This is a genomic window from Dyella ginsengisoli LA-4 (assembly GCF_000334915.1).
In the GTDB taxonomy this organism is placed as follows: Bacteria; Pseudomonadota; Gammaproteobacteria; order Xanthomonadales; family Rhodanobacteraceae; genus Dyella_A; species Dyella_A ginsengisoli_A.
This window is the reverse complement of sequence record NZ_AMSF01000015.1, coordinates 176,596-189,453: the sequence shown is the minus strand read 5'-3', so window position 1 is coordinate 189,453 and position 12,858 is coordinate 176,596. Positions and strand designations below refer to the sequence as shown.

Here is a 12,858-nt window from a genome sequence, read left to right as displayed (position 1 = left end):
TGATGCCCAGTCCCAAGGCCGTTCTGCGCCGGCAGCGGCCAGCGCGCCGCCATGAACGCGGCGTGGCGCTGGTGGTGGCCCTGCTGCTGCTCGTGGTGATCGCGCTGGTGGGTCTGGCCGCGATGCGTGGAACCATCATGCAGCAGAAGATGGCAGCCAATCAGTACGACCGCCAGGTGGCTTTCCAGAGCGCCGAAGCCGCGCTTCGTGCCGCCCAGCAGCGGATAACGACCAATCCTGGTGACGTGGCGCGTGACTGCCGTGCCGGTGGCGTCGCGTGCACGGCGAATCCGTTCGACGACAGCGGGGTGAAGATCGTCACCGTCGAATCGGGCACCGGCTCCGGCCAGTTCACGATCAGCGGACAGTCCCTGGCACAGCCGCAGTACATCATCGAGGACATGGGCAGCTGGTACGACCCGAGTTCCGATACCGGTTTCAACCAGACCGCCAACGCGGCCCAGTTCGGCGTCCAGGGCCTGTCCAGCACGGCCGAGTACTACCGCATTACCGCGCGCAGCGGCGACCCCAGCCAGACGGGATCCCGCGCTGTCGTGACGCTGCAGGCGATCGTCAAGCAGGATTGATCCTTCCACCGAATGTCCGCCCGGTCAGCGGTGCGGCGCCGATAGAGTGAATTGCCATGAATATTTTCCGCCCAAAGAGCAGGCTGCACAGCTTCTTCAGCCGGGTGATGGTCACCAGCGCGCTCGTATGGCTCGTCGGCGCGGTGCACTCTCCGGACGCCGCTGCCGCCACGGTGCCGGTCGATCAGGCACCCCTGATCGTCCAGGCCGCCCTGCCACCGAACATCGTACTGATGCTGGACGACTCCGGATCGATGGATTCGGACTACATGCCGGACTGGAGCTATATCGACCATTCCAGCAACGAGGTGTTGCGCTACCCCGGGAATAACGGCACCTACTACAACCCCGGCGTGATCTATTCACCGCCGCCGACGGCCGATGGCGGTACCTACCCCAACTCCCCGGGCATCGGCAATGCGTTCGCCGACGGCTTCCAGGACCAGTCCACCAAGCACGAGGTGGACGTCACCGAGTACTCCGGAAGCTACGACTACTACGAGCAGTTCACCGTCACCGTGCCGAGCTACTACGACGCGACCCTGGGGTGTCACTCCGGCGATACCCTGGTGACCAGCGGCACGAATTCCGGAAAGTGCGCGACGGCTGGCGCCACGACGTACACGTATTACGACGCCACGTGGAAGAAATATCACGGCAGCTATTACCCCATCTGCAACCGCGGCGACAGCTACAACACCGGCCGGGGGCAGTGCCAGCACGCCGAGACTTCTTACACGTACTACACCCCGGACACGCCCACGTGCCCGCAGGGCGGCACCTACGACAGCGACAAGAAGCAGTGCGCGACCACGGGCACGAAAACCGCCTATCTGTTCGCCTACACCACCAATGACGGCAGCGGTTACGTCCAGCACTACGTGGGCAAGTCGCAGGACGACTGTTCGGTGGCTCCCTCGGGCTCCGATTGCGACTACAGCGCGGCAACGCAGCAGAACGTCGCCAACTGGTTCTCGTATTACCGCACCCGCATGCTGATGGCCAAGAGTGGCCTGATGACCGCGTTCTCCGGCCTGAATACCGATTTCCGGGTGGGCTACGGCGACATCGACGGCAGCGCGAAAAGCCTGCTGGGCAGCGATGCCTACACGTTCACCACACAGGCCGGCTACAGCAGCTACGACACCGGCATCGCCCAGGTGAAGCCGTTCTGCGTCGGTACCGACTGCACGGCCAAGGAAGACTTCTGGACCTGGATCGCCTCCACCAACCCCACCGGAAGCACGCCGCTGCGTGCCGCGCTGGAGAACGTGGGCAAGTACTACAAGACCGACACGCCGTGGAAGACCATGGCGACCGACCCGGACTATGGCGACAACACCGACACCATGCTCGCCTGCCGTCAGTCCTACACCATCCTGACCACCGACGGTTTCTGGAATGGCTCGTCGCCCGGCAACGGCAATGTCGACAACACCGACGGCACCGTCTACACCGATCCCCATGGAACCAAGTACGGGTACAAGGCGGCCGCACCTTTCAGCGACTCGTACTCGGACACGCTGTCCGACGTGGCGATGAAGTACTGGAAAACCGACCTGCGCACGGACATCAGCAACGAGGTTCCCACCAACGACGAAGACAAGGCGTTCTGGCAGCACATGGTGTCCTTCACCATCGGCCTTGGCTTCACGCCCGTGGACGACAAGGGCACGACCAGCACCAGCGACGACGTCGCACTGGACATCGACAAGATCACGGCCTGGGCGAATGGAGACTCCACCCAGGCGATCAGCAACTTCGCCTGGCCGAAACCCAAGTCGAACGACCTGAACAACATCGCCGACCTGGCGCATGCGGCCATCAACGGGCACGGTGGCTTCTACTCGGCGACCTCGCCGGAGGCCTTTGCCGAAGGCCTGCGCAGCGCCCTCAACCGCGCCTCGCAGCGCGTGGGTACCGGCGCCAGCCTGGCGGCCAACTCCACGGAGTTGAACACCGGCACGTTCGCGTACCAGGCCAACTACTACACCGCGACGTGGAAGGGTGACCTGAAGGCCTTGGAGATCTTCACCGCGGACAACCCGAGCCTGGGCCAGGTGAAGGGCCAGATTTCCTCGAACGCGAAATGGAACGCGGCGACGATGATGCCGGCCGCAGCGGACCGGACGATCTACACCTACAACCCCGATGCCGCGACCTACGTGAAGTTCAGCGACCCCAGCGTGCTGTCCACCAACGAGCAGAACGCTCTGGGCAGCTCGGCGACCGAGCAGCAGAACATCATCAACTACCTGCGCGGCGACGCGTCCCTGGAGAAGACGACCACCGGAGGGAAGTACCGCAGCCGTATCGCCGATGCCAAGCACTTCGTGCTCGGTGACATCGTGGATTCGCAGCCGGTGTACGTGGGAGCCTCCAACCCCAATCAGTTCCAGAACACGAACTTCACCGGTTCGAGCACCTACGCCAAATTCGCCTCGGATAAGGCCAGCCGGACCGCCGTGATCTACGTGGCTTCCAACGACGGCATGCTGCACGGCTTCGACGCAACCACGGGCGCCGAGGACTATGCCTACCTGCCTGCCGGCGTGATCACCGACAGCACCGGTACAACCGGAACCACGAGCACGTCCTCGGGCAAGTTCTACGGCATCAGTGATCTGGCGAACCCGGACTACGGGACCGACAGCGCCCCGCACCAGTATTTCAACGATGGCGAGCTGACCGTCGCGGATGCCTACTTCAAGACCGACTCGGCCTGGCATACCGTGCTGGTCGGTACCACCGGGCGCGGTCTTGCCCGGACGATCTATGCGCTGGACGTCACCAGTCCCACGGACGTCAAGTTCCTGTGGGAGCGCTCGGCAAACGATGGCAATGCCGATGGCAACAGCAAGTACATCGGTCAGATGATCGGCAAGCCGGTGGTGGCCCAGGTAGCCGATGGCAAGTGGGCGGTCCTGATGGGCAACGGCATGAACAGCGCAAGCGGTACCGCGGCGCTGCTGCAGTTCGATCTCGGCACCGGCGCGCTAAGCGTCCATGCTACCGACGCGACCGGCCAGAATGGCCTGGCCGCACCCGCGGTCTGGATCAACGACGCGACCAATGCGGTGAGCTCGGTCGCCTATGCCGGCGACCTGCAGGGCCGGGTGTGGTCGTTCCAGATCAGCAAGACCGTGACCGATCCCGTCAGCGGAACCACCAGCATTGCCGCGACCCCGGATTCCACCGGTACCAAGCTGTTCACCACCAGCGATGGCAGCAAAGCCCAGCCGATCACCGCGGGCATGCTCGTTGGCCGCGATCCGCTTACCGGGAACCGTTGGCTGTTCTTCGGTACGGGCCGTTATCTGGCCTCGTCGGATCTTGCCGACAAGCAGGTGCAGACCTGGTACGCGCTGATCGTGGATTCGCCGAAGTACCCCGATCTGGTGACAAACCTGTCGAAGGGCCTGTCGTCGCTCAAGCAGCGGAGCATCATTCTTGAAACGTCCGCTTCCCCGGGCGATGCGACGGCCACGCCGCCGGTACCTCCCACCCTGGCTGCCCGCGTGGTGACCCAGGCCACCACCAACGAGGCGAACATCGGCGCCACCGATGCAACCTCCGCGGACCCGGCGCAGTCCGGCTGGTACCTCAACCTGGAGCAGCCCTATACCGACAGCAACGGGGTGATTGCGGGCTACAACGCACAGGGTGAGCGGATGGTCACGCCGAACCAGTTCCAGGGCAGCCTGCTGGTGGGAACCACGCGGATTCCCACGGCCACGGACCCGTGCAACCCGTCGGGTAGCGGTTGGATCATGGCGATCGAGCCTTTCACCGGCACCAACCCGGATCCTGCCTTCTTCGATCTCAATGGCGATGGCGCGATCAATGGCAGCGACAAGGTCAAGCTGCCCGATGGCACCACTGCGAACGCCGCGGGCGTGGGCTTTGTCTCGATCCCCAACAACCCGATCTTCGTGGGCAACAACATGCTCAACAGCTACGACAACGGTGACGTCGGAAGCATCTACACCTCCGGCGCGGGCAGCAACGTGCAGCGCGTGTCCTGGCGAGAGCTGATCAATGAATAAGGAGATCCAGATGATGCGTACGGATCGGATGGAGCCCCTTGTCGGCGAGCCGGTGGCACAGGGCGATGGAAGCGCGCGTCCCCGGCGCAGGGCGGGTAGGCGGGGTGACACCGGCTTCTCGCTGATCGAGCTGATGAGTGTCATCGTCATCATCGCGATCCTTGCCGCCATCGCGATTCCGTCCTACATCAAGCATGTGACCAAGACCAACCGGGTCGCGGCCGAGGCGTGTCTGTCGCAGTACTCCAATTACATGGAGCGCTACTACACGACCTATCTCCGCTATGACAAGGATCCGTCCTCCGGCAAGGCGAACGCGCTCCCAGCGCTCGATTGCTCCACCGCGGCGCAGACGGGGAACAACTACGACTACAGCCTGCCCGCGGTATCGGCGACGGCCTACACCGTGCAGGCAAAGCCAAAAGATGCGCAGAAAACCCGGGACACTGCCTGTGGCACGTTGACGCTGGACCAGACCGGCACGCGCGGCCCCGCGCTGGATTCCTGCTGGTAGCGCAGCTCCACGGCTAGCCAGCCAGAAAGCGCGGGACGGGGCGTTCGGGGCGCGCCCCAGACTGGCGAGCCGCAACCATGCCATGGTATTTGTTTGACCCAGGGGTGATCTGGGGCAGGTGTCGGGCCGTGGGGAGGGGACATGGCGCGCAGTCGGACGGGCGCTCGCATCGCCTCGTCGGTGCGGCAATCAGGACGCTGTCGATCGGCTGACGCGCGAGCGTCGGGGCCGACGAGTGCGCCGCTGCACGGTCGCGGCGAGATTCCTGTCTCTGTTTTCCGGCGATCCTGCGCCAGGTCGCGACGAGTGCTCCCGCTGCGATTCATGGCGTGCGCCGCCCCGCGAACGAGCGGCGCAGGCTCCGCCGGAGTCCAGCCACATGGCCGGCAGACTTGATAGACGAGTCCTCACCGTTGGCTGACAAAGTCCGTCGCAACTGGTTCGTGCCGGTGGCGACGGGGATGCTCGTGGTGTTGCTCACCACCATCCTCTGGAGCGTGCTCGACCGCAGGCAGGCATCCCTTGAGGCGGCGCTCGCCCACAGCCGTCAGCAGGGACTGACGACGGCGTTGCGGGCCGGCATGGACGTCCAGGCGACGGCCGTGCAGCGTCTGGCGAAGCGTCTTGGCATGGTCGACGAGCCGCTGAGGAGCGAGTTGTTCAAACTCGACGCGGCGGCGTTTCTCGCCGACATGCCCGGCCTGCGCGCGCTCGCATTCGCCGACACAGACCGGGTGCTGCGCCTCAATCTGGTGCGCTCCGCGCCCGGCGTCCGCTTGGGCGCGAAACTCGACGAAGCGCCCGATCGTCGCGCGGTCTTCGATGCGGTGGATGCCGACGGCGTGGTGCGCCTCAGCGCACCCGTTCAACTGTTGTCCGGCCAGCCGGGCGAGCTGCTGGTCGCTCCGGTGGTGACCTCAGGCGGGCGGGTGGGCTATGTAGTGGCCATAGTCGCGTTTGACCGGTTCTTCTCCAGTCTGCTGGCATCGCAGGAAGGTACGGATTCGCTGCTGATCAAGCAGGGCCGGCAGACCATTTTTGCCCGCGGCGTCGTCCACGCGGCCGGCAGCCCCCCTCCGGCCACGATGTCGCTCTACGGCCAGCGGTGGAGCGTGACGTCCGGCGCCCCGGGGCGGATCGCCGACCAGCGACCGACGTGGATGGTGCTGCTGCTGGGCATTGCGCTGGCCGTGCTGTTGACCTGGGCATTGAGCCTGTCCGGCCTGGCCAGGGCCCGCGAGCGTCAGGCGATGCTGATGAGCGGCAAGTTGCGCGATCAGGTGCACGCGCGCGAAGCGATGCAGGCCGCGCTCGCGGATGCCGAAAAAGACATGATCGCCGTGCTCGAGAGCATCAGCGACGGCGTCTTCATGGTCGACCCGACGTGGCGTTTCACCTACGTCAATCCGCAGGCGGCGCGCATGTTCCAGGCGAATGCCGATGCGCTGCAGGACGTGTCGTGCTGGTCGGTGCTGGGTGGCCTGCTCGACGATGCAGGCGCGGGCGGAGCCATGCACCGCCGGTGGCAGGACGCCATGCGGGACGGGCGGCCGGTCACGCTGGAGGCAACGAGCGAGGCCGAGGGCTGCTGGTACGAAATGCGTGTCTATCCCCATGCGCGCGGCCTGACCGTCTACCTGCACGATATCTCCGAGCGCAAGCGTCGTGAGCGTGAGCTGCTGAAGCGCGATGCCGACTCGCGCCACGCGCTGCAACTGGGGCGCATGGGCAGTTGGGAGCTGTATCTGCGCAGCGGCTACCTGCACTGGTCGCCGGAGACCTGCGCCATCTTCGGCGTCGAGGAAAGCCCGGGTGAGAAGGGCATCGAGGCATTGCGGCGACGGGTGCATCCGGAGGACTGGGCGGCGCTCGCGGACGACCAGCAGCGCCTCGAGCGCGGGGACGACCGCATCGACCGGCGCTACCGGATGATCCGCCCGGACGGGGAGGTGCGGGTGATCCGGGCGCTGGCCGAACTGGTGGTCAAGGAAGGCGATCCGATCGTCGCCGGTGCGGTGCAGGACATCACCGAGCAGGAGCGCGTACACGAGGCGCTGCTGCAGGCGATGGAAGCGACCCAGCTGGTGATGGACAGTGCCCCCGACGTCATCATCGTCCTCGATCGCGAAGGGCGCTTGTTGCGGGTCAGCGCGGCGGCCGAGCGGCTGTGGGGCTATCCGGTGGAGAGCCTGGTCGGCGAATCGATCACCCGGCTGGTCCATCCCGATGATGTCGCGGCCACGTTCGAGGCAGCTGCGGATATCGCCGCGGGGCATCCGAACCCGAACTTCCGCAACCGCAACCTCACGCGCGATGGGCGTTTGCTGCACATGCAGTGGTCGGGCATCTGGTCGGAGCGTGCGCAGTGCATCTACGCGATCGGGCGCGACCACACCGGGTTGCATCGGATCGAGGAACTGGAGGCGGCGCAGCGGCAGGTGCTGACGGCGATCGCAAGCGGCCGCTCGCTCCCCGATGTGCTGGAGGCCATCGTTCGCTCCTGCGAGGCGCAACAGCCGGAGTCGCTATGCTCCGTCTTGCTGCTCGAGGACGGACGGCTGCGTCATGGCGCGGCTCCGCACCTCCCGCGGCAATACATGAAGGCCATCGACGGTGCGGCGATCGGGCCGGAGGCGGGATCCTGCGGCACCGCCGCGTGGCGGCGGGAACGGGTCGTGGTCAGTGACATCGCCACCGACCCGCTATGGGCGAACTACGCGGCGCTTGCACTGCCGCACGGCCTGCAGGCCTGCTGGTCGACTCCGATCCTGGCCCGCAACGGCAGCGTGCTGGGTACCTTCGCGGTGTACTACGGCGAGATCCGTGAACCCGGTACGGAGGAACTGGCCGCTATCGACGGTCTGGCAGCGCTCGCCTCGATCGCGATCGAGCACGAGCTGGCCTTCCGGCAGCTCAGCGAGAGCGAGCAGCGCTTCCGCTCCCTGTTCGATCACCACCCGGACGCGGTGTTCGCGCTCGATGCGGAAGGGCGCATCACCCAGGCGAATGCCGCCGCATCGACCTTGCTGGGGGCGATGCCCGCCGAACTCCGGCAGCGCCTGTTCGCGCGCTTCTTCATCGAGGACGAGCATCCCCGCATCGAGGCGGCGCTCGCCAGCGCCGCGAGCGGCGAGGCGGGCCGCCTGCAGGTGGAGGTGCAGGGAGCCCAGGACCGCTTTCCCGGCTATCTCGTGACCCTGCCGATCATGGTCGAGCAGCGGGCCCATGGCCTGTTTGCCGTGCTCCAGGATCATCGCGAACTGCGCAGTGCGCAGCAGACCACGATGAACCAGCTGGCCCTGCTCTCGGCGGTGGCCGAAAGCGTCGGCGAGGGCTTGCTGGCGGTCGACGCCAGCGGCGTCCCGACCTTCCTCAATCGCACGGCCGCCCGCCTGCTGGATCTGCCTTCCTACGGATTGCCGTATCCGGAGGCCTTGCCGCCGGAGGTCCGGAGTGCGGTAGGAGGGATCCTGGACGGTCGTGACCTGGCCGGCGACGACGACGCGTCGTTCTCGCTGGGGGACGGGCACAGGCTGGACGTGGCCTACGTCGCCACCCCCCTGCGCATCGGCGGCCGGCTGGCGGGTGCGGTGCTGGCATTCCGCGACATCGGCGACATCAAGGAAGCGCGCCGCTCGCTGCTCGACCGCCAGCGCTTCTTCGAACTTTCGCTGGAGGTGTTCTGCATTTTCGACGGCGGCAGCGGGTACTTCGTGCAGGTCAATCCTGCCTTTTGCCGGCTGCTCGGCTACGACGAGGCCACCTTGCTGGCCATGCCGCTGGTCGAGCTGGTCCATCCCCAGGACCGCATGGCCACCGAAGACGCGGTCACCTGGCAGTACGAGAGTGGCGAGCCGCTGTCGCATTTCGTCAACCGCCTGCGTCGCTCCGACGGCAGCGACGTATGGCTGGAGTGGACTTCGCGTCGGTCTCCCGAGGGGCAGATCTTTGCCGTCGCTCGCGACGTCACCGCCAAGCGCCAGGCCGACCAGGCGCTGGAAAAGGCGATGGACGACCTGCGCATCCGCAACCGCGAGCTGCAGGATTTCGCCTATGTGGCCTCGCATGACCTGCAGGAGCCGCTGCGCAAGATCCAGGCGTTCTCCGATCGCCTGCAGTCCCGTCTCGCCGGGCAACTGGACGACTCATCCAGCGACTACCTGCAGCGTATGGGGGACGCGGCGTCGCGCATGCAGACGCTGATCGACGATCTGCTCGCCTATTCGCGCGTGGGGACGCGTCCGGCAGCGCTGGTGCCGGTGGACCTCTCCGCCGAACTGGCCACGGTGCTGGACGACCTCGATGCACGCGTGCAGGAGGTCGGAGCGCGGATCGACACCGGGCCGTTGCCGAAGCTGGAAGCCGATCCCACGCAGATGCGCCAGTTGCTGCAGAATCTGCTGGCGAACGCTCTGAAGTTCCGCGCACCGGACCGCCCGTGCCTGGTCACGATATCGGCCCAGCCGCTGGGGGAGGCGGGAATCACCACCGAACGCTGGGAGATCTCGGTGCAGGACAACGGAATCGGGTTCGATCCGTCCTACGCTGAGCGCATCTTTGCCCCGTTCCAGCGACTGCACCCGCGCAATGTCTACCCTGGTACCGGTATCGGGCTGGCCATCGTCCGGCGTATCGTGGAGCGCCATGGCGGGACGGTGTGGGCGGAGGGGGCGAGTGGTCAGGGGGCGCGTTTCGTCGTCGTGATGCCGGCCCGCGCGGCGGGACCGGCGCGGGAGTTGCCGGATGCGCCGCTGTCGAACAGGGATCTGCCAGGAGCGAGTTCATGACGCAGTTGCAGGGGACGTTGTCGATACTGGTGGCGGAAGACGATGCGGACGACCGCGTGCTGCTGTCCGACGCTTTCGCCGAGAGCGGGGTAGAGGTGGCGATCGACTTCGTTGCCGACGGCGTGGAACTGCTGGCCCGTCTGGCCGAGCGTGACGTCGCGGCAAACGAGGTATTGCCGGATCTGGTACTGCTGGATCTCAACATGCCCCGGATGGACGGGCGTGAAGCGCTGCGGGCGATTCGCGAAAGCGACCGGCTGCGCCATCTGCCGGTGATCATCCTGACCACCTCGAAGGCAGAGCTGGACATCCGCCTCAGCTACCAGCTGGGCGCAAATTCCTACGTCACCAAGCCGCGGCGCTTCGACGAGCTGATCATGGTGCTGCGTTCGCTGGAGCGGTACTGGATGGACGTCGTCCAGTTGCCGTCCAGTGGGTTGAGGGAGGGTGCATGAGCCATACGCCGCTGCGCGTGCTGGTGGTGGATGACGACGAGGATGATTTCATCCTCATCCGCGACATGCTCCGCGACGCCAGTGCGGGCGGCTACCAGTTCGACTGGTGCGCGACACCGGAAGAGGGGCTGAGCGCGCTGAGGGAGGGCGAGCACGACGTCTATCTGGTCGATTACCTGCTCGGCCCGACCAGCGGGCTGGACCTGATCGAGACGGTCAACCGCGAGGGGCTGACGCGGGCCTTCATCGTGCTCACCGGGCGCGGCAACCCGGCGGTCGACATGGCTGCGATGGAGGCCGGCGCCAGCGATTACCTGGTGAAGGGGTTGATCGACGCCGAGCGGCTGGCGCGCAGCATCCGTTACGCGGTCGATCACACCCGGTTCGTCGAGGTCCTGCGCGAGAGCGAGGCCAGTCACCGGCTGCTGTTCGACGAGGGGCCGGTGCCGCTGGTGTTGTTCGATCCGGGCCGGGGACGCATCCTGGCCGCCAACGCCGCGGCCCAGAAGCAGTACGGTGGTGCGCAAGGCTCGCTCGAAGGTCGTGCCTTCGAGACGCTGCTCGCGCCAGGAGAGCGCGAGCGTTTCGCCGGCATGCTGTCCGCGGGCGAACTGCTCGATGGGCAGCCGACGATGTGGGAGCACCGTCGTGGCGACGGCTCCTCCCTGCCGGTCGAGGGCATCTACCGCGAGATGGACTACCGCGGACGGCGCGCCGTACTTGCACACCTGCAGGACATCAGTGCCCGGGTTCATGCCGACGCGCGTCGCCATCTGCTGGAGCGCGCCATCCAGTCCACCGGCAACGGTGTCGTGATCGCCGACGCCCGTCAGCCCGACATGCCGGTGATCTTCATCAACCGGGCGTTCGAGAGGATCACCGGCTACTCCGGACAGGAAGTGCTGGGGCGCAATTGCCGCTTTCTCCACGGCAACGAGGACAACGAAGCCGAGCGTGCAGGCATCCGCCACGCGTTGGCCAACCACCAGGAATTCAGCACGCTGCTGCGCAACGTCCGCAAGGACGGCACGCTGTTCTGGAACCAGCTCTATATCGCGCCAGTGCGGGATGCCCGGGGCGAGGTCACGCACTACATCGGGATCCAGAGCGACGTCACCGAGCAGCGCGATACCGAAGCCCGACTGGCTTATGCCGCCACCCACGACGCCGCGACCGGGCTGGCGCGTTACCCGGTGATCGAGGCGATGCTGGAGGCGCACGGGCGCCTGCATGCGCAGCGCCCGATGACGCTCGTCTATGCCGACGTCGACCATTTCCACGCCATCAACGAGGCGATGGGGCACGAGGTCGGCGACCGCATCGTGGCGGAAATCGCCGGGCGTCTGCGTGCGCTGGTCGGCGAACGGGGCCGGGTGGCCCGGTTCACCGGCGACGAGTTCGTGATCGCGCTGCCCGGCATGGCGCTGGGCGACTCGATGGAACTGGCCGCGGCACTGAGCCAGGAAGCCGCGCAGCCGATCGCCATCGCCACCGGCGAGGTGCTGGTCACGATGAGCATCGGCGTGGCCAGCTATCCGGAGCGGGTCGAGGATCTCTCCGAGCTGCTGCTGCGGGCCGAGGCGTCGATGACCCGTGCCAAGCATCTGGGGCGCGACATGGTCTGCGCCTACGCGCAGGAGGACATGCTGCGGGTGGAAGATCGCCGCATGCTCGGCGCGCGGCTGCGCTCGGCGATGCAGGCCGACGAGCTCTACCTGGACTACCAGCCGCAGGTCTGCGCGCAGGACGGTCGGCTGCTCGGTTTCGAGGCATTGCTGCGCTGGAACAGCCCGGAACTCGGTCTGGTCATGCCCGACCGCTTCATTCCCGTGGCCGAGGGCATGGGGTTGATGCCGGAGCTGGGACAGTGGGTGCTCGACCGCGCCTGCATGCAACTGCGCCATTGGATCGATCAGGGCATCGGCGGAGGGCTGGTGCTGGCGGTCAACGTGGCAGCGCAGCAGGTGCAGCGCCCCAATTTTGCCGAGCTGGTGGCCGAGACCCTGCAGCGCCACGGGCTCCAGCCCCAGCAGCTCGAGCTGGAGGTGACCGAGTCCTCGCTGATGGAAAACATCGACCGTGCGCTGCAGGCCATCCGGAAGCTCGAGGCCTTGGGGGTTCGGCTGGCGTTCGACGATTTCGGCACCGGCTACTCGAGCCTTTCCTACCTGCGGCAGTTCAAGGTCGATCGGCTGAAGATCGACAAGTCCTTCATCCGCGATCTCCCCGACGACGACGACAGCGTCGCGATCACCCGCACGGTGATCGCGGTGGGGCATCAGCTGCAGATGGGGGTGGTCGCCGAGGGCGTGGAGACGGCCGAGCAGGCGCGGTTGTTGAAGATCCTGGGCTGCGACGCTCTGCAGGGCTACCTGATCAGCCGCCCGATGCACGCCGATGCAGCGGGGGAGTGGTTGCAACGTCAGCCGACCGTTGCCGCCGCGTCAAACGAGGTCTGAACCCGACGGG

At 66.4% G+C, this 12,858-nt stretch carries 6 protein-coding genes; all 6 read left to right on the top strand.

Going from position 1 to position 12,858, the window contains the following annotated elements:
* Nucleotides 1-2: 2 nt before the first annotated feature.
* Nucleotides 3-587, top strand: a complete 585-nt coding sequence (locus tag C693_RS0103495) for a pilus assembly PilX family protein (RefSeq protein ID WP_241762623.1) — start codon at nt 3-5, stop codon at nt 585-587.
* A 56-nt stretch (nt 588-643) separates the two neighbouring features.
* The gene (locus tag C693_RS0103490; protein WP_017460867.1) at nt 644-4,633 is read left to right on the top strand and encodes a pilus assembly protein; all 3,990 of its coding nucleotides are present in this window, start codon (nt 644-646) and stop codon (nt 4,631-4,633) included.
* Nucleotides 4,626-5,147, top strand: coding sequence for a type IV pilin protein (locus C693_RS24345; protein WP_277813078.1), 522 nt, complete (start codon nt 4,626-4,628; stop codon nt 5,145-5,147). Before C693_RS0103490 ends, C693_RS24345 begins: the two co-directional genes overlap by 8 nt.
* 413 nt (nt 5,148-5,560) lie before the next feature.
* On the top strand, nt 5,561-9,934 hold the full coding sequence (locus C693_RS22505; RefSeq protein WP_017460865.1) for a PAS domain S-box protein: 4,374 nt from the start codon (nt 5,561-5,563) through the stop codon (nt 9,932-9,934).
* Nucleotides 9,931-10,389, top strand: coding sequence for a response regulator (locus C693_RS0103475; protein WP_017460864.1), 459 nt, complete (start codon nt 9,931-9,933; stop codon nt 10,387-10,389). The genes C693_RS22505 and C693_RS0103475 overlap by 4 nt, the downstream gene beginning before the upstream one ends.
* Nucleotides 10,386-12,848 carry an EAL domain-containing protein gene (locus C693_RS0103470; protein ID WP_017460863.1) on the top strand — a complete coding sequence of 821 codons (2,463 nt, stop codon included), beginning with the start codon at nt 10,386-10,388 and terminating at the stop codon, nt 12,846-12,848. Before C693_RS0103475 ends, C693_RS0103470 begins: the two co-directional genes overlap by 4 nt.
* Nucleotides 12,849-12,858: the final 10 nt, after the last annotated feature.